At 34.0% G+C, this 19,484-nt stretch carries 17 protein-coding genes and 1 tRNA gene; 10 read left to right on the forward strand and 8 right to left on the reverse strand.

The genetic code is table 11. From position 1 onward, the window contains the following. Positions 1–107 precede the first annotated feature (107 nt). The 4 genes from rpsO to D8991_RS07605 form a co-directional block, all read right to left on the reverse strand. On the reverse strand, positions 108–377 hold the full coding sequence (rpsO, locus tag D8991_RS07590; RefSeq protein WP_120489529.1) for a 30S ribosomal protein S15: 270 nt from the start codon (positions 375–377) through the stop codon (positions 108–110). Between the two features lie 74 nt (positions 378–451). Then, positions 452–1,387, reverse strand: coding sequence for a cysteine synthase A (cysK, locus tag D8991_RS07595; protein WP_120489530.1), 936 nt, complete (start codon positions 1,385–1,387; stop codon positions 452–454). Positions 1,388–1,453: 66 nt separating this feature from the next. Beyond that, positions 1,454–2,281 (reverse strand): serine O-acetyltransferase EpsC, encoded by an 828-nt coding sequence (epsC, locus tag D8991_RS07600; RefSeq protein WP_120489531.1) that lies wholly within the window; start codon positions 2,279–2,281, stop codon positions 1,454–1,456. Between the two features lie 129 nt (positions 2,282–2,410). Then, entirely contained in the window at positions 2,411–3,640 is a 1,230-nt protein-coding gene (locus D8991_RS07605) for an ABC transporter permease (RefSeq protein ID WP_120489741.1), read from the reverse strand. Between the two features lie 5 nt (positions 3,641–3,645). Here D8991_RS07605 and D8991_RS07610 point away from each other — a divergent pair, with 5 nt between their 5' ends. After that, positions 3,646–4,893 (forward strand): exo-beta-N-acetylmuramidase NamZ family protein, encoded by a 1,248-nt coding sequence (locus tag D8991_RS07610; RefSeq protein ID WP_185123863.1) that lies wholly within the window; start codon positions 3,646–3,648, stop codon positions 4,891–4,893. Between the two features lie 106 nt (positions 4,894–4,999). Here D8991_RS07610 and D8991_RS07615 read toward each other — a convergent pair whose 3' ends face one another. Then, positions 5,000–6,043 carry an AMP-binding protein gene (locus D8991_RS07615; protein ID WP_120489533.1) on the reverse strand — a complete coding sequence of 348 codons (1,044 nt, stop codon included), beginning with the start codon at positions 6,041–6,043 and terminating at the stop codon, positions 5,000–5,002. A 98-nt stretch (positions 6,044–6,141) separates the two neighbouring features. Here D8991_RS07615 and D8991_RS07620 point away from each other — a divergent pair. Continuing rightward, positions 6,142–6,212: transfer RNA gene (locus tag D8991_RS07620), tRNA-Gln, on the forward strand. A gap of 334 nt (positions 6,213–6,546) precedes the next feature. Beyond that, the gene (locus tag D8991_RS07625; protein ID WP_120489534.1) at positions 6,547–7,449 is read left to right on the forward strand and encodes a hypothetical protein; all 903 of its coding nucleotides are present in this window, start codon (positions 6,547–6,549) and stop codon (positions 7,447–7,449) included. On the opposite strand, the gene D8991_RS07630 is transcribed toward D8991_RS07625, so the two are convergent. The 3 genes from D8991_RS07630 to D8991_RS08935 all read right to left on the reverse strand — a co-directional run bounded on the left by D8991_RS07630 (position 7,384) and on the right by D8991_RS08935 (position 8,960). Continuing rightward, the gene (locus tag D8991_RS07630; RefSeq protein WP_120489535.1) at positions 7,384–7,848 is read right to left on the reverse strand and encodes a cysteine peptidase family C39 domain-containing protein; all 465 of its coding nucleotides are present in this window, start codon (positions 7,846–7,848) and stop codon (positions 7,384–7,386) included. The genes D8991_RS07625 and D8991_RS07630 overlap by 66 nt on opposite strands. A 17-nt stretch (positions 7,849–7,865) precedes the next feature. Continuing rightward, positions 7,866–8,723, reverse strand: coding sequence for a hypothetical protein (locus D8991_RS07635; protein WP_120489536.1), 858 nt, complete (start codon positions 8,721–8,723; stop codon positions 7,866–7,868). 63 nt (positions 8,724–8,786) lie between these two features. Further along, positions 8,787–8,960, reverse strand: coding sequence for a hypothetical protein (locus D8991_RS08935; protein ID WP_160223740.1), 174 nt, complete (start codon positions 8,958–8,960; stop codon positions 8,787–8,789). Between the two features lie 598 nt (positions 8,961–9,558). Here D8991_RS08935 and D8991_RS08965 point away from each other — a divergent pair. The 7 genes from D8991_RS08965 to D8991_RS07670 all read left to right on the forward strand — a co-directional run bounded on the left by D8991_RS08965 (position 9,559) and on the right by D8991_RS07670 (position 19,481). Then, entirely contained in the window at positions 9,559–9,723 is a 165-nt protein-coding gene (locus D8991_RS08965; RefSeq protein WP_120489537.1) for a TIGR04149 family rSAM-modified RiPP, read from the forward strand. A gap of 51 nt (positions 9,724–9,774) precedes the next feature. Next, positions 9,775–11,280, forward strand: a complete 1,506-nt coding sequence (locus D8991_RS07645) for a radical SAM/SPASM domain-containing protein (protein WP_120489538.1) — start codon at positions 9,775–9,777, stop codon at positions 11,278–11,280. A 12-nt stretch (positions 11,281–11,292) separates the two neighbouring features. Next, entirely contained in the window at positions 11,293–13,401 is a 2,109-nt protein-coding gene (locus D8991_RS07650; protein WP_120489539.1) for an outer membrane beta-barrel family protein, read from the forward strand. Further along, on the forward strand, positions 13,401–15,593 hold the full coding sequence (locus D8991_RS07655; protein WP_120489540.1) for a peptidase domain-containing ABC transporter: 2,193 nt from the start codon (positions 13,401–13,403) through the stop codon (positions 15,591–15,593). Before D8991_RS07650 ends, D8991_RS07655 begins: the two co-directional genes overlap by 1 nt. A gap of 374 nt (positions 15,594–15,967) precedes the next feature. Further along, the gene (locus D8991_RS07660; RefSeq protein ID WP_120489541.1) at positions 15,968–16,666 is read left to right on the forward strand and encodes an outer membrane beta-barrel protein; all 699 of its coding nucleotides are present in this window, start codon (positions 15,968–15,970) and stop codon (positions 16,664–16,666) included. Positions 16,667–16,701: 35 nt separating this feature from the next. Next, complete coding sequence (locus D8991_RS07665) at positions 16,702–17,403, forward strand: porin family protein (RefSeq protein ID WP_245957206.1); 702 nt, start codon at positions 16,702–16,704, stop codon at positions 17,401–17,403. An 80-nt stretch (positions 17,404–17,483) separates the two neighbouring features. Next, positions 17,484–19,481: a T9SS type A sorting domain-containing protein gene (locus D8991_RS07670; protein ID WP_162926748.1), complete on the forward strand. Its 1,998-nt coding sequence runs from the start codon at positions 17,484–17,486 to the stop codon at positions 19,479–19,481. Positions 19,482–19,484: the final 3 nt, after the last annotated feature.

Consider the following 19,484-nt stretch of genomic DNA (forward strand, 5'->3'; position numbering starts at 1 on the left):
TTTATATGGAGTTAAAATATTTTATCAGCATTTAGTATGAAAAAGAAAGGGCAAATAAAAACCTCCAATCCTGTTTTAGAATCGGAGGCTTTATTCTGTTTAGGAGATTATTTTCTTAATCCTAATTTAGCAATAATTGCTCTGTATCTTTCGATATCTTTATTTTTAAGATAATCTAATAATCTTTTTCTCTTACCTACTAACTTCACCAAAGATCTTTCAGTATTGAAATCTTTGTGATTGTTTTTCAAGTGCCCTGAAAGGTGGTTAATTCTGTAAGTAAACAGTGCGATTTGTCCTTCAGCACTTCCTGTGTCCTGTGCAGATTTCCCGTATTCTGCGAAAATTTCTGCTTTTTTCTCTGATGTTAAGTACATTCGAATATTTTTTAAATGATTTTTATGTAACGGCGGCAAATGTACGCCTATTTTTCATATCTGGCAAATCACTTCTATTCTAATGATGAAGGATTTTCTTGATATAAGTCTGAAACCGACCAGTACCTCTCCCCAGTATCATAATTAAAGGTCAATATCCTTGCTCCTTTGGGTAGCTCTTCTAATTTCTGAGCAATTGCTGCCAAAGAAGCACCAGTGGAGATGCCTGCGAGTATCCCCTCTTCTCTTGCTAATCGTCTTGCATATTCAAATGCTTGCTCCTTAGTTACCGCAATCGTCCCATCAAGAATGGAAGTATTCAGCACATTCGGAACAAAGCCCGCTCCTATCCCTTGCAAAGGATGTGGTCCTGGCGGATTTCCTGCAATAACTTGCGACTCCACTGGCTCTACTGCATACGATTTCAAATGAGGGAAAGACTGTTTTAGAACTTCTGTAACGGCAGTAATATGCCCACCAGTGCCTACGCCTGTAATCAGATAATCCAAACCCTCTGGGAAATCAGAGAGAATTTCCTGTGCAGTCGTAAGCCTGTGTATCTCTGGGTTTGCTTCGTTATCAAACTGGTGAGCTACCCACGAGTTTGGTGTTTTTTCTGCGAGCTCCAATGCTTTCTTCACCGCTCCAGAAGTCCCTAATTCTCTTGGTGTGAGGACAAATTCCGCTCCGTATGCAGACATCAGCTTCCTACGCTCCACACTCATACTCTCTGGAAGTACAAGAACCAATCTATACCCCTTAACAGCACAAACCATCGCTAAGCCCACACCCGTATTCCCCGATGTAGGCTCAAAAATCACAGTATCTTTATTAATTTTTCCTTCTTTCTCTGCTCTTTCAATCATCGCAAGTGCTATTCGGTCTTTAAGGCTCCCGCCAGGGTTTTGTTTTTCAAGTTTTATATAAACCTCTGCCTCACTACCGAAGATTTTATTAATCTTCACCACTGGAGTATTTCCAATAGCTTCTAATACATTATTCAATCTCATAATATTCCTTTGTTTTTTGTTCTAACTTAATAATTTCTTTACTATTTCTGCTTCGTTTTTTCTTGATTAAATCACGAAAATAATCGGTTCATCACCTGATTTTTTATTTTTAATGGTAACCTGACCTTTGTGGAAGACGATAGAATCGCGAGCGATGGATTGAGTAATCCACACATTTCCTCCAATAATACTCCCCTCACCTATAACCGTTTCACCACCCAAGATAGTAGCATTAGCATAAATCACTACTCCATTTTCTATGGTTGGATGCCTTTTAACATTGGCAATCTCTTTTGATACGGACAATGCTCCAAGTGTAACGCCTTGATAAATCTTTACATTATCACCGATGACAGCCGTCTCACCGATTACGATTCCCGTACCGTGGTCTATAAAAAAATGCTCACCGATCTCTGCTCCTGGGTGTATGTCTATCCCCGTTTTGCTGTGGGCAAGCTCCGTCCAGATTCGGGGGATAAGCGGAACATTTTCCTTATACAATTCGTGCGCAAATCTATAAATCGCAATAGCATAGAAACCAGGATAGGAATAGCTCACTTCCTCTCTGTTTTTTGCGGCAGGGTCATTGGCATAAATCGCTTCCAAATCCTTTGTAAGCAAGTGATAAATCTTTGAAAAATGCTCAAAAAAGTAGGCGCTTTTCTCTCGGCAGAGCATTTTATCTCCCAGCACTGAAAAGAGAATGCTCGCAAATTCTTTTCTAAACCCCTCCAGTCGTTTATTTATTTCAGATTTTGAAGTACATCTCTGGCTTTCCAAAAAGAAAACAAAATGGAAGAATTTATCGATAAACTCCTCTATTTTCTTTTTATCGAGGTCGTATGTTCTATTGCAATAGCCTGAGTACAGCTCTTCTAAAAATTGATTTTCCATAAAATATGTGCAAATATAAAGATTTGCGCGCCCAAGAGATTGTGCATCACTATTGATTTAATCAATTACGCTTTTTAGCCTATTGACACCATCATTTTTTCATCATTTCCCAAGAAAAAATATACCACTCTAATGGTATTTAATCGCTTTTATTGGTGAGATTTTACTAATCAGATAGCTTGGGAGGATGAGCACCACTGCCGAAATTGCCAGCATACCGAAAGAAATCATAAAGATGTAAAGCGGATTGAGCTCCACAGGTACTTGGCTTACATAGTAGTTCTCGGGGTTAAGTTCTATCACGCCTGTAAATTTCTGCACCAGCAAAAGACCAAGCCCAATAAGATTACCGATAAGCAAGCCAGGAATCATAATATAAAGGGTGTAATTGATGAATATCATCCGAATCTGTACATTATTCGCACCCATTGTTTTTAGAATTCCGATTGAGTTCGTGCGCTCGATAATCAGAATGAGAAGAACCATTATAATATTAATAATGACAACAATGAGCATTATACTAATGATAAGCGCAACATTGATGTTAAAGATATTAATCCAATCTACGATGACGGGGAATTGTTCGGTGATGGGGAGGAGGAAATTCTTGTACCCAATAAAATTCTGAATCTCATTCGTAGCAGTATCTACGGCATCAAAATCGTGTAGAAACACCTCCAAACCTCCTATTTCGTCTTTACCGATGCCTTGTACCTTCCTCGCATTACTTATACTCCCGATGATGTAGAGCTCATCCAGCATCTTAATATCAGTTTTGTAGATGCCTGCAATCCTAAACTTGCGGTAGAGCGGTTTCTGGTCTTCCTTAGAGAACACCGCCACGATGCTGTCGTTTAGCTTTTTATTGAGGCCATCTGCTATCTCTTTCGAGAGAATGACATCCATACTCAGCTGATGATTATCATAATGAGGAATGCTGCCTTCCACCAAAAATTTACTGAATCGCTTTGCATTAAAATCTTCTCCTACCCCTTTAAATACGATTCCTGCAAAGCTGTTTTCGGTTCGCAGGATACCATTTATGGTTACGAATTGCTGCACATCGGCTACGGAAGGCAGGGCTTTTATCCGCTCCAAATCTAATCCCTCACGGCTGAGAACTGAGGAGTTATACGACGCATTAGATCGGGTAGATTTAATGCTCACCTCCCCCCCAAAGTCTCCAAGGCTTTGCTTAATCGCTTTTTTAGAACCGAGCCCTGTAGAAATAGTGATGAGCGAAACGATAATCCCAAGCGCTACCGACAGCCTTCCGATGAAGATAATCACTCGCGAGAGATTATTTTTATTATCTTTGGAATTCGCAATTTTTCTCGAAAAATAAAATGGAAATTTCAAACCTTATGAATTTAGCTGCCAAAATTAAAAATTTAGTCTCTTTGAGCCTAATTTTTTGTTTCTCCACCTGCCTTTTTGCTCAGTCTAATGAATTTAAAACCGGAGCCGACCAGCCAGAAATCTACCTCCCCCTCCTCAAAGGAAAAGCAGTAGGGGTTGTTACAAACCAAACGGGGCTCGTCTTGGTCAAAACGAAATACAATGCCGCTCCCGGTGGGCTTGGTTGCAGATTAGCGATGAGAACAGACTCCCTCAGCATCGTGGACTTTCTCCTGAAAAATGCAATTAATGTAAAGAAAGTCTTTGCCCCAGAACACGGTTTCCGAGGTGATGCAGACGCAGGAGAATCCGTCCGAAACGGAATCGATACACAAACGCAGCTGCCCATTATCTCCCTCTATGGGAAGAATAAAAAGCCGAGCGCCGACCAGCTGAAAGACCTCGATATTATCCTGTTTGATATACAAGATGTGGGCATCCGCTTCTACACCTATATATCTACCCTCGCACTCGTAATGGAAGCAGCTGCCGAGAACCAAAAGGAGGTCATTATCCTTGACCGACCAAACCCGCACGACGGATACATAGACGGCCCGGTACTAAAACCTCAGTGGGCGAGCTTCGTCGGGATGCACCCCGTACCCGTAGTCTATGGGCTCACCATAGGTGAGTACGGACTGATGGTAAATGGCGAGGGCTGGCTCAAAAATAAAATGAAAGCAAAATACACCGTCATAAAACTAAAAAATTACCACAAAAAGCAGAGGTACTCCCTCCTAAAACCACCCTCTCCTAACCTCCCGAATGCCCTCGCCATCAGCCTCTATCCATCGCTATGCTTCTTCGAAGGCACGGCAATCTCCGTAGGAAGAGGCACACCCCAGCCCTTTCAGATCTATGGCAGTCCGCACCTAAAACCCACCGCATTTAGTTTCACCCCAAAGCCTACCTATGGTGCTAAAAGCCCATTCCTAAACGGCGAACGCTGCTACGGAGAAAATCTGCAAAACGAAGCCCTCCACCCTACCCAGTTAGAACTCAAATGGCTCATCAGTGCTTATAAAAACTTTGATGACAAACAAAAAGCGGACTTCTTCCTGAGCAATCTCTTTTTCGACAAACTCGCGGGGAGCGATGAGCTGCGAAAACAAATACAAAATGATACTCCAGAGGAAGAAATCCGACAGTCTTGGGCTGCCGACCTACAAAAATTCCAAAAAATTCGAAAGAAATACCTCCTCTACCTCGATTAATCACGAAAAAATTTTAAGGAATAATTAATAATCTCTATTTTTATTTATTGAATTAATAACAATTTATTAGATGAAATAACATTCTAAACTTGCGATGGCTTTTGTTTTAGGTATGGATATCCGTGCTAAGGAGGGTTTTTAGTTGGTTCCGGTCTACTTTTCCATTGGGTGTGCGTGGGATGGCTCGTACGAAGCGTATTTCCTTTGGTTTGTGGAAAGATTTTGTGTATTCTACCCTCGAGAGGCTGCTGATGAGGCGCTCGCTACGCTCGCCCTCTATGATAAGAACTAATTTCTGCCCCAAGACTTCATCTTCCAGGCCTAAGAAAACAGCTTCGTTATCGATTTGTTTCTTTACGAGGCACTCTAATTCTTCTGGGAATATTTTCGCTCCGCCCGAATTGATAATATGATCTGCGCGACCGAGAAATCTGAATTTTTTATCGGTTTTGAGCGCTACTAAATCATTGGTTTGTAAGATTTCGCTATTGAGCAAAGGGGCATTAATCCTAAGGCAACCCCTTGTATCTTGGGAGATTTGGATGGAGCCGAGCACAGAGAAATACGCCTCTTCTTGGGGATAAATCTCCTTCAAAGCGATATGTGAAAGGGTTTCGGACATTCCATAGGTCTCGAAAACTCTGCTCTCCGCTTTTGTGAGGGATAGCTGCTCTCGTAATCTCTTTTTAAGGCTTTCGGAGACGGCTGCACCGCCTATGATGAGGTTTCTTATGAGGTGTATTTTGTGGAGTGAATGCTCTACTTGTAGGGGCGTCATTGCGCAGAAATCGATGGTTTCTTCAAGCCTTTCGAGGGGTTTTGTGGAGGGTTCGGTGGCCATTAGTTTCATTTCTTTTATAAGAGCTCGGACGAACATCATCTTCCCAGAAATATACTCAATCGGGAGGCAAAGGAGTGCGGTATCATTCTTTTTTAATCGTAAGAAATCGGTAGTCATCACCGCTGAATTGATCATTTTTTGCTTTTCTACATCAAATATTTTAGGCACCCCGGTTGACCCCGAAGTCTGCACCTTTACCGTATCCTGCAAAGAAAACCAATCATCTATAAAAGAAAAGAGTTTTTTTTCGAATTCTTTACTAACGCCTAAAAAACTAATTTTTAGATTACTGACTCTATTTATAAGCATAACCCCTGATTTATTTTGCGTAAAAATATAACTTTTTTCATCATCGGGGCTTGTATATTCCGAAAAAGCTATTATATTTGCACCACGAAAAACGAAACAGACTCATGGTGTAACGGTAGCACAAGTGATTTTGGTTCATTTAGTTGGGGTTCGAATCCCTGTGGGTCTACAATTTCATCTATAAATCAGTAAGTTATAGGTGTGAGGGACTAAAACAGGGACTTTGATAATGTCAAAGTCCCTGTTTTTATTTTCTAATCATACCAGCCAATATATCTACTCTACTTTCATTTGGTATAATATCTTACTTTTAATCATCATTTTTTACTTCTGAACCATACACACATTTTTTATTATAAAGTTGCAAAAAAATAGAAAAGAATAATCTATCTTTTGTAGCAATAGTATAAAATATAGTCTAAAAGAATATAAAATAGCCTAACAAAGATACAAAGCCTTGTGATTATATGATGAAATAGACATTTTTGCCAATAAATATTCTAATGAAACACAAAATAACATTATTTGCATTATTAGGAACGACATTAGGTTTTTCGCAAGATTATAGCGGAAGAGTAGGTATCAATACAGAAACTCCCAATGCGACATTGGAAGTTAAAGGTAGCCCTAACGATACAGAAGTCATAGATGGCTTTATTCCTCCTAAAATTACCTTTACTCAAATTACAGCAAAAACAAATTATAATCATCATCAGACAGGAGCATTGATTTACATTACTGATGCAACTAATTCTGAGGGAATTTACAATCATCAAAATCAGTTTATCAGAACACAAGGATACTACTATTGGAATGGAACGACTTGGAGACCATTAAAAGGTAAAGATGGAGAACTTGTGCGTATTGAAACCAATACGAACAGATACGGCTGGGGACTTCCTTATAGGTTGAATAATCCTCATAATTATGATACTATTGGAGAGTATGCAGTAGATTTTTCTCTATCACAAGTCCCAACAAGTAGAACAGGAGAACAATACGGGGCAACAGGTAAAGCCTCATTTGCTATTGGAACACATACCATAGCAAGTGGCGGTTATTCTTTTGCTCACGGAGAAAGGGCATTTGCCACAGGGGGATATTCTTATGCTGGAGGAATAGGAACAAAAGCCACTAACTTTGCCTCTCACGCAGAGGGTCAAGTAACCACTGCAAGTGGCTGGGCTTCTCATTCGGAAGGATATAATACGATTGCAGATGGGACAAGTTCCCACGCACAGGGGAATAGCACGATTGCGAATTCTTTCGCCGAACATTCACGAGGGACATATAATTTTTCTCCTACGCCCTATTCAAAAACGAGTTTTGATAAACGAGATTTAATAGAAAGTGTGGGAGGTGGAACAGGTTTTATTAGCACAGGGGGTTATGACAATGATAAATGATTTTTTAATAATATTGTCAATATCTATATTAATTTTTGATGTTGATTTTTGTTTTTCAACCGCAATTACTAGTCCAGACCAATTCTCTAAAAAAATACTTATATCTATTTCCTTTTTATGTTGGAAATTATTAGTAATCAATACACTACTTTCTTTTTTCTTTACTAATATTAACTCTGAATTTTCTTTTAATGAAGAAATGAAAGTATTGGGCAATTTATTGAAATGAGAATTATTAAATTCCGCAATGATATTTTCTATATCAAATTTATCCAAAGTATCTTTTACCGCAGATAAACTTGGATAGTCAGGGTGAGACATAAATTCATTATCAAAATCTTCTTTTTTTATTTGATAATTATTTAATCTGATTAATTCATAGAATAAAAAAGTAGACATGTTTATACTATAAAATTTTATCTATTTACTTTATCATTATATTTATCTAATCCATCTATTCCAAACAATACTTTTTCTTCTTTTTCAGGGGTTATTATATTCTTTATATTACCTCTAATATAATATTTTCTATTATAATTATCTTTTTGGTGAACATCAGAAGTTGTGCTACATTCATTTAATTGATAAAAACTCTTCTCATTTTTTTTAAATGAACATTGTAGTTGATGAGACACTATTCTGTAAGAATCATTTTTGGTTCCAAACATAGATATAAATGAATTTCCAGTATGTTCTATAAGAGTAGTCTGAAAATTTAAAATTGCAAAAGTTTTTTTATCTACATTCAAATATCCCTCATACATAAATGATTTAGAATTTGTAGGGAAAAATTTAATCGTATAAACATCTTCATGATTAGTCTCCAAAAATGAAAATGAATATTGTTTTTTTCTTTTAATAATCTCATAAATGATTTCAGGAGAGATATACCTACTAAAAGATGTTGGGTAATTTTCTTTTTTACTATCCAATAGTTTATCAGCATTGTTAACAATTTTTGTATCTTGATAAATAAAAGAGTCATAATAATGATTAATATACTCTAAATACTTATCAAAAAACAAATCCAAATTCCCTTCCAATTGATAGATTGTTCCTAACTTTTCCTCCTTATTGGAAAATTCTGTATAAAAGGTTAATGTGTCTTTCTTTTTATAATTATTTACAAACTTTTTTTGCACTAAATCAATTACATTTCTTGCAGTCCTTTTCTTAATGATATTAACTTCATCTATTTTCTTTTCTCCTACCTGCGAAAAAGAAAAAGAAGAAATAAATGCACAAATAAATAAGGTAATATATTTAATATTCATATTTTTTCATTTCTAAAGAAAAAGATTATAAAGGCTATCTTTCAAGATAGCCTTTGTTTTTAGTTAGTCTTCCCAGAACCAATGAACTGCATCTCCGTTTGCACAACCTCTTTTACCGATTCTAATACTAACGATACCTAAGTTTATTTCTCCACGACATGAGTGTCCACCTTTAAATGATTTTAGATTTTCTCTTGGAATCTCTACACCTGTTGATTTTAATTCGTTTAAATTCATTTTTTTAAGATTTAAAAAATGAATACTTATTTTTTTACACTCACAAAAAATTATTGATGCATCTTTATTCTTTGTGGGAATAAATGTATATAATATTTTTTATTAAAATGCTAATTTTATTAAAAAAAATAACACATTAAACCATTGAAATAGATTAATCTACTGATAATCAATATAAAAAATGTTATTATTTTTATTTTTATAACATCAGTATTTGTAGAGCCTAATAATAACCTGTAAAAAATAGTGTAAGGTGTCCAATACCACCTGTAAAAAATAGTGCAAGGTCTAACCCATAACCTGTAAAAAATAATACAAGGTATCCAACACCACCTGTAAAAAATAGTGTAAGGTTAACCGATGACCTGTAAAAAATAATGTAGGGTATCCCACACTACCTGTAAAAAATAATGTAGGGTTAATTTTGTTAATTTAGTGATTATCAGGTATTTAATTAGATATCTTGAACAGCAAAATATTGTGCTTCCTAATGATTTATTAGAATAGAAGTTTATAGTATATTTTAGAAATTTATAGTATAGGTTATATACAATGTAATATATAGTTTTGTAATAGTAATTTTAAAAAAGTTTGTATTATGAAATTTAAAAATTTAGATAAAATGAAAGTTCTCACAGATAAAGAGATGAGAACTCTCTTAGGAGGTAATTGTAAATCTTGTAGTCAATCTTGTAAGAAAGCTTGCTCGCAAGGTAAAAAGAGTGGAGGAGGACCAATAATAGTTGTTGATACAATAGTTTAACAAATTTGGCTGTTTTTTTATAAAAAACAGCCTTTATAATAAAGATCAATAATGATATATATATTTAACCCATATTATACCTTAAAAAAGGATATAGACAGAGTATTGTTGATGAATTCCCCAGGATTTAAAATACCAGAAGAAAAAGCAGAAGATGGCATAATATCTTTTATACATCCTATATACGCAGTTATATTATCATATTTTAATGGTGAATTAAGTTATGAAAAAACCATAGAGAAGATAGCGAATGATTTCTCAGAAAATATAGAAACAATAAAGAAGATTACGGATGTGTTTATAGAAAATGAGGATGAGATAACATTTGAATATGAAAATAATTTTTTTGGATTTCCTAAGAAAATGTTAGTAAAAATAGATGATTATAAGGAGAAAAAAAGACCTAATTATAATCCTTATGATTTTTATTTAGACACTGAAGACTATGATTTTAAAACACAACGATTAAAAACAAGCCCTAGTGAAATTAGGATATTAGTGAATACAGAGTGTGCTTCTGATTGTATCTATTGTTATGTCGATAGAAGGGTAAAAGATACTTGTAAAATTCCAATAGAAAGAATTGTTGAGTTAATAGAAGAGTCTAAAAAGTTGGGAGTTACAACTTTTGATATTGCTGGAACAGAGATTTTTCTATATAAATATTGGGATGTTTTGGTGGAAAATTTAATCCATAATGGATATTACCCATATTTATCAACTAAAATACCGATAGGGGAAAAGATAATAAACAGGCTGATAGAGATTGGTATCAAGGATATTCAAATTTCTATAGATAGCCTTATAGATGAAGAGGTAGAGAAAGTAGATAAATTTAAGATAACTTCTTATTCAGAGAAAATTTTAAAGACTTTAAAACAGATAGAGGAAGCGGGATTAAATGTAGCAATTAATACAGTTATTACTAAGTATAATTCTACAATAGAAGGAATAGATTTTATGTTAAATAAGTTGAATCAGTTTGGTAATATAGAGATAGTAACTATAAACATAGGAGAAACATCTGTTTATAAAACAGAAGAAGAATTTGCTAATTTTAAGACTTTATTGAATGATATAAATAAAATAGAAGAGTATTATATAAAAAATAGAAATAATTTTAATTTTAAATTAGAATTAGCAGGATATACTAGAAAGGAAGATTTTTATGCAGACCCAAAAGTTAAAAAAGAACGATTTGAGCAGAGGTCTTTATGTACTGCAGGGATAAGACAAATATGTATTTTACCTGATGGAAAAGTTACAGGGTGTGAAGAACTATATTGGCATCCCCAATTTATAATGGGAAATGTAATACACAATACATTGGAAGAAATATGGAACTCTGACAAAGCAGTAAACTTTAATAATTTGAGTAGGGAAATGTTTTCTGATGATAGCTTTTGTAAAACTTGCTATAATTTTGAAAAATGTAGAATGGGTGCAGGTATATGTTATAGTGATGTCATCTCTGTATATGATAAAAATAATTGGGATTTTCCTGCTCCAGAATGTCCAAAAGCACCAGCACCAAAGTTTATAACATATTTTGAATAAAGAGATAAGAGTATGAAAAGAGTAGTTTTTTTGTTAGGGGTATTTCCTGCTGTGTTTTTAGCACAGGAGAAAAAAGATTCTGTGAAAGTTACAGAGATAAAAGAAGTTTCTATAATAAAGAAACAGCCTGTAGCACAGACTTTAAAAGGATACCAACTGAATGTTTCAGGGACAATGCTGGAGCAGAAAGAAAATGTTTCTGAGATTATAAAATTTTCTCCAAATGTCAGTTATTCCAACGGACTGAAAATTTTGGGAAGTGATAAAATACAAATCATTCTTAACAAAAAAGAAGTCAAAATAAACCCTGACCAGTTTGATACTTTTCTGTCTTCTCTCGACGCCAAAACCATAAAGAGTATAGAGATAAACGATACTCCAGATGCTTCTATGGACAGTCGTTATACAGCGCAGATTATCATTACTACTAAAAAAGTGGAAGGGCAGGTTCTTGGGCTGGGAACAGGTGTTTATTATAACGATAAATTTGGGCATAACAGCAATGCAAACTATATGGCAACCTTTGGGAAGCTCAGAGTTTATGCATCTGGAGATTATTTTATAAAATATTCTGAAGCGAAAGGAAATTCCCTTCAAAAATGGACTGACCAGCTGACCAGAGAGGGCGAATATGGAGGCAAAACCAAGCGTTTTGGGAATAATGCAACCTTTAATTTGGATTATGATTTTAATGATAAGCATAAGTTGAGTTTCCTTTACAACTATACAGCCGATATGGATTTGGATAAAAACTATGTTTATCACTACAAAACTCAGACTTTATCTAGTTCGGGAACTTCTTTTATTAATAATTTTTCTGAAACCAAGGATAAAACGCATACTTTTTCCTTGCAGTATGACTTTTCATCAGATAAAGATGATGAGCTGACTATCAATGCCGACTATGCTTTGGAGAAGTTTTATAATCCGTTCAGGAGTTATAATGATTTTTATACAAATGGTATATTTTTAAATTCAGAAAATTATACTCAAAACGGCAGATTAGATTATAAAATCTTTACAGCTTCAGCAGATTACACTAAAAAAATCAACGAGCAGAACAAACTCTCATTTGGAGTAAAATTTTCCAATAGTGACAATAGAAATACGGCTGATTATTATAGTTTTGATACTTTTATAGACAGCCGTTCACAGAATTTTTATTTCAATGAAAATATATATTCTGCTTATCTCAATTATTCTTTGTCCAAAGGAAAATTAAAGTATAATTTGGGATTAAGAAATGAATATACTGCTGCTGATTTTCAAACGAATAAAGGATTAGACGGCAAGGTGAATTATAATAAATTTCTACCTTCGGCAACAGTTACATACACTCACGATAAAAACCACACTTTTTATCTTCACGCTTCCAAACGATTTACCAGACCTTCTTTTTTCAGCTATGACCCTACCATTATGGTGGAGCAGACCGATGTGTGGAGTTCTGGAAATCAACACTTGAAACCAATGGATTATTTTATCTCACAGGCAGGATATGTTTTGATGAAAAAATATTCTTTTGTGTTTCGTTATCTTTATTCAGAAAATAATATTATCAATGTTTCTAATCTCTTGAACAACGGAGTTTTATTTTCAAAACTTGAAAATGCAGGATATCAGAATACCTTTCTTTTTAATATTAATATTCCTGTAAAAATTGCTGATTTCTGGAATACGACCAATAAAATAAACCTTTCTCACAGCAGTTTCAAAGCTGGGCAGTATAATCTTTCAACCCACTCTTATTATGCGACTTTGGAGAGCATTCATAGTTTTGATTTGTTCAAAAAAGTGAAATTAGATGTTTCTGTGAATTACTCTACACCCAGCAGACAGAAGTTTAATTATAATTATTCCAATTTTTATACAGACCTGAATCTGAGAATTCCATTGTTTGAAAATAAAGCGAATTTAACGCTGAATATTTCCGATGTTTTCAATTCCAACAGAACGAAAGGATATTCGGATATCAACGGAATTTATACTTATAATTACACTAAAAATAATTCTCGCGGAATTTCTATAAAATTCTCCTACCAATTCCAAACAGGGAAGAAATTTGATAATGACATAAGAGACACCAGCATAGATGACTTGCTAAATAGAACAGGGAAATAATGAAAAGGAAGTTTGTTTTTTTTCCTCAACTAAATGAGAAAGATTGTGGAATAGCTTGTATAAAAATGATAACTAACTATTATGGTAAAAATTTCACAGATTCCATATTAAGAGAAAAAACATATATTAGTAAGAATGGAGCAAGTTTATTAGGAATAAAAGAAGGTCTTTCTTTTTTAGGTATAGAGGGGGTAAGTGTTAAACTTAATATTGAAGAGCTTAAAGAAAATAAAGACATTCTACCAGCTATTCTATATTGGAATGCCAATCATTTTGTAGTACTGTATAAAATATCTAAAAGTTTCTTCACAGGAAAATATCGATATACTATTGCTGATCCAGCACATGGAAAAATCATTTTATCTGAAAAGAATTTTATGTACTCTTGGTATTGTCAAAAGGATGGAGGTATAGCATTGTTTTTAGACCCAACAGAGTTTTTTTTTCAACAGATATCACAAAGAGAAGAAAAAATGAATATAAGGCATATTCTAAAATATGTAATGCCTTATAAAAACCAAATGTTGTGGGTTACTATCTTATTATTATTGGGAACTTTAACAACCTTAGTATTTCCTGTATTAACACAAAAGTTAATAGATGAAGGAGTTGGCAAGAAAAACTTATCTTTAATAATATATATACTACTTGCTCAAATAGTTTTTTTTACAGGAAGTATCTTATTTAATGTTATTAGAAACAAAATATTACTTTTTGTTGGAGCTAAAATAAACATCAATATTATTGCAGATTTTTTAAAAAAATTATTAAGTCTACCTATTCGTTTTTTTGATACTAAACTGCTAGGTGATTTTACTCAGCGAATACAGGATCATGAAAAAATAGAGAAGTTTATTATTTCGGATGGTTTATCAACTATATTTTCAATTATTGTATTTTCTGTTTTATTTGGAGTATTGGGATACTATAATTTAACAATATTAGTAATATACTCATTTTTAACAGTATTTTCTATTTTTTGGGCTCTATATTGGTTGAAGAAAAGAAAATATTTAGAATATTTTAGGTTTCAAAAACAAACTGAGAACCAGGATATTATTTATGAAATAATCAATGGTATTTCTGAAATGAAACTTAACCAATATGAAGAGTTTAAAAGAAAAGAATGGGAAAAAATACAGCATAAGTTATTTGATATAAATATTCGTATTTTGAAAGTTGAGCAAATTCAGATTTCAGGATTTGAATTTATAAATCAATTGAAAAATATTCTGGTAACCTTTTTGGGAGCTTTACTTGTGGTCAAAAATCAAATGACACTAGGTATGTTGCTATCTGTATCATATATTTTAGGACAGTTAAACCAACCTGTTAATCAAATAGTTCATTTTTTTAGATCTTTGCAAGATGCCAAGCTCAGTTTGATGAGGCTTAATGAGATTCAAACCAATCAAGAAGAAGAACAAAAAGAAATGATACCTTTAAAGGAAAATGAAGATATAAAAATAGAAAATGTTTCTTTTCAATATGAAGGACCAAAGTCACCATATATTTTAAAAAATATAAATTTACATATTCCAAAAGGAAAAATAACAGCGATTGTTGGATCAAGTGGGAGTAGTAAAACTTCATTGGTAAAACTTCTTTTGAAATTTTATGAGCCAATTATAGGAAATATTTATTATGGTGATGAAGATTTAAAAAACATATCACCACTAAGTTTAAGAAAGATTAGTGGAGTGGTAATGCAAGATGGTTTTATTTTTTCAGATACCATTGAAAGAAATATTGCTACAGGAGATGAGGGAATAGATTATCATAAACTTAATAAAGCTGTTGAAATAGCAAATATTAGAAATTTTATAGAAGAAATGCCTCTTGGTTTAAAAACTAAAATAGGGGCTTCAGGCAATGGATTATCAGGAGGTCAAAAACAACGAATTTTAATTGCTCGTGCAGTATATAAAAATCCCCATTATATTTTCTTTGATGAAGCAACAAGTGCTTTAGATGCTGAAAATGAAAAAATTATACACGATAATCTACAATCATTTTTTAAAGGTAGAACAGTAATTATAGTAGCTCATAGATTATCAACAGTTAAAAATGCAGACCAAATTATTGTACTAAAAAAAGGACAAATAGTAGAACAAGGTAATCATAAAGAGTTAGTTTCCAAGAAAGGAGAATATTATAATCTAATAAAAAATCAATTAGAATTGGGAACTTAAAAATAAAAAGTCTCAAAAATAGAGAGAGTCCCTGATTAAAAAAACAGGGACTTTTTTAGGGTTAGTCTATGGTATTTTATGATAATTTATCACAATTACAATTTGATATAATTCATTGATTTTGAGCAAAATGATACTTTATGGTGGTTTATTATAATATAAATAAAATCCCTGTGAGTCTACCAATAATAAAAATCTTTGCAATACATTTTTGCAAAGATTTTTTTTATGGGTTTATCTGTGATTTATTGAGAAAGAGGCTATAGCTATCCTCGTGTTTATATGATATTTATCATTATTTATAAATTTATTACTTTAAAATAAATAGTTTTGCGGACAATGATAAGGTTTTAGCTCCAAAATAATTATTTTCAATGATAAAATTCTACTCTTTCATAGCTTTTATATCATCTGCACTCTGCTTTTCTCAATATAATGATAACTTGTCGTATGGACTGAAAGTAGCGGCTCTACACTCTAAAACCACCAATATCCCAGAAATGCTCATCGGGAGAGAGCATAATCTTACAAACTTCCAAATGAAAACAAAAGGAGTGTATAGCGTAGAGGGCGGATTTTTTGTCAATTATAAATTTTCCAATACCAGAACAGCAATACAGCCCGAACTAATCTACCGAAAAGGCGGAGAGAAACTCCATTACCATAATAGCCAGTCGGGTCAGGAATATGATATTGATTTTAAATACTCCTACCTCATTTTAGGAAGCATTTACAAAATATACCCCTATGAAGGACTAAACTTTGGTATAGGAGTGCATTATGCTAAAAACTTAACTCCTCATAATATAGAATATTCTTCTAATGAATTTGATGGACGACACGATACCAACTACCGACAGTTCTACCGAGATGGAATTATAGGAAAAGATGACTTTAATTTGAGCTTTAATGTTGGATATGAACTTGAAAATGATTTTCATTTTGATTTAAGATATTATTTAGGAATAGGCGATGCGATAGGAACACGAAGTACTTCCTTTCAATTTACAGAAAATACCAATCGTAATTCTTTCCTCGCACTATCCTTAGGATATAGCTTTCATAACTGGTAATACTTATGCGTAAATATTTTTTATTCACCTCTATTTTGAGTACCTGCCTCATCAATGCTCAGTTGGTAAGAGAAATCACCTACGGAGTCTCGGCTGGAGCTATTTATTCTCAAATGAATAATTTGGAACCTATGATTATTCCTCAAGGAGTTTATCAGAACTATTCTACCTCAGAAAATGCAAAATTTGGTGCTGCAGGAGGTGTATTCCTTAACTGGAAATACCCTACTGAAAAAATCAGTGTACAACCCGAGCTCTACTACAGCAGACAGTCGACAGACTTTAAATACAATGATAAAAATGGGCTCAACTACAATATAAAGTTCCCATTTCATAATCTCAATTTAGGCTTCTTGCTTAAATACTATTTTACGGATGGATTTTACATCGGTGCAGGGCCTTTCTTCACATTTAGCTTAGATAAAGATGCGCTAACCTATACTTCAAATGCTGAAGAGCTGTCAAGACAATCGGGAGTTTATTTTGAACCCGATGCTGTAGTTCAAAAAACACTCAAAGAATCTTTTGAAGGTAAGGACTACTTCCATTCTGCATTTGCGATAGGTTATGAATTTTATAATGGACTTAATATTGGCTTTAGATATCATCTAGGGCTTAGCGATGCATTGGAAACTCAGGAAAATGGTCATCGATTTAAGAATACCAATAATAAAGTCAGTGCCTTCTCTTTGCAAATAGGGTACAGATTCTCCTTTGATGGGCATAATAACTTCTAATACTACTGAAACTTATGAAAAAGCCAAAACAATTTCACAAATCTATATTTCTCTTCTTCTTATGGCATAGTGGAATTGCTATGGCACAAGAAATTTATCCCGCAGGAGTATCCGAGCCCTATCTCTGGATTAAAGCAGAAACCAAGTATAATCAAACTCAGATTATGGAGGTTAGAAAAAACAAAAACTTAGAGCATTTACTTTCGCCTGCTCATTTGATTAATGAGAATCCTTCCTTTAAGCTTTCATTATCTAACGATAAAAGTAATAATGGGCTCAATGAAAATCTAAGTCTTTCCCAAGCAGAAAACTACTCGCTATTTATCGTTTATAAAGACAATACTCAGCATCAACACTCATCAAATCCAGTAGAAGAAAACCTTTGGACGCTATCTGATGCTCAGTCTTCCTCCCCTATCATTAGCGCTACAACCCATCGTTTAGCGAATCTTGCCGAGCATCAGTATCGCTCTTTTTCTGAATATTTCAGAAATCAGAAAGTTAAAATCCATTATTATCAGCATTCTAAATCTCTTTCCAAAAGAGCCATAGAAAAACAAAAATCTCAAGGTGAAAATCCCACCCCAAAAGATTCTTATACCTTTAATATTGGTGGGAAAACAGCTGAGCTTCCCCCTCATCTTTTTAGTGGAAACTTTGCAGAAATTCTTATCTATGACAGGGTGCTCTCCCCTCTGGAAATGCAGCGAATAGCCTCTTATCTTGCAATAAAATACGGTATATCCTTAGAACAAACAGAATTTAAAAATTATTATAACAGTAAAGGACAAAAAATTTGGGATTTTGAGGAAAACAAAGCCTTTAATCAGAATATCACAGCTATTGGAAAAGATAGCGAAGGAAGCCTCCTCCAAATCAAAAGTCAAAACTCAAACGATGAAGGAATCCTTTCCTTAGGTTTAAAAAAAACTGAGAATCTACAAGACCAAACTTTTATTTTTTGGAGTGATAACGGTCAAAGCCTAGAAATAAAAAAACAAAAAGAAGGACAGCCTAATGGTGTTTCCAGACAATGGAAACTCCAATATGCTCCTATAAATTCTTCATCTACTCATAGCTCTGCTTCTCCTGAGGTATTCTCTATCTTTGACACGCATAAAATCATTCATCAAAAAAATAAACAAAAAGAAAACTCTCAATTCTATTGGCTCGCTATTGATGATTCTGGAACTGGGGATTTCTCCGCTGAGGAAACACGGTATATCAAGTTAGGAGATGCCAGCGCTACCCCATCAAGCCAGCCTGTATCTTTTGAAGATTGGAATCTGAAAAGTAACAAGCCATTAATATTTAGCATTTGGCAAGCTCCTAAAATGTTTGCTCACCTCTCCTTAGAGCCTTCAAAATGCATATCCTCAGACTTGGGAAAAATGAAATTCAACCTTATAGGAGGTAAAGCACCTTATCATATTCATCTTATCAATACTGAAAAACCTTCATTCCAAAAACAATGGACTGAACTGAAAAATAAAGGAGAAAAAGAAACTCTCCTCGCATCAGGAAAGTACCAGTATACCATTACTGATGCTGAAAAGAACAGCTACTCAAACGAGGTCTATCTCACCGATGAAGATGCTCCTAACCCTCAACTAAATACAGAATATCTCATAAAAAAACCACTGCTCCTAAGCCCGCAGAAAGACCTCCCAAAAGGAAATTACTTCTATGAATGGTATCATAACGGGAATCTCATCTCTCAGAATCCAGAGTTTCTACTCTCTCAGGCGGGGGATTATGAACTCAGATTAACCAATGAATTCGGATGCCATTCAGTAAATTATTTTACTGCTTATACACATTCTGATACTACTGATAGCCCAATATTACTCTACCCTAACCCAAGTACAGATGGGCATTTTACTCTGCTTGCTCAGTTCCCCAAAAGAACCAGTGGCTCTGTAAGTATCTATACGATGTCTGGGCAAATAGTCTATAGCAAAGACTTCTATAATGAGTCTCAATACCAATATTCTGGCTATCTGCCTACCGCAGGAGTATATATTATAAAACTAAAAACCACTTACCAAGAAATCAGTAAAAAACTAATCATAAACTAAAAG

The organism is Bergeyella cardium (genome assembly GCF_003614945.1).
Lineage (GTDB): Bacteria > Bacteroidota > Bacteroidia > Flavobacteriales > Weeksellaceae > Bergeyella_A > Bergeyella_A cardium.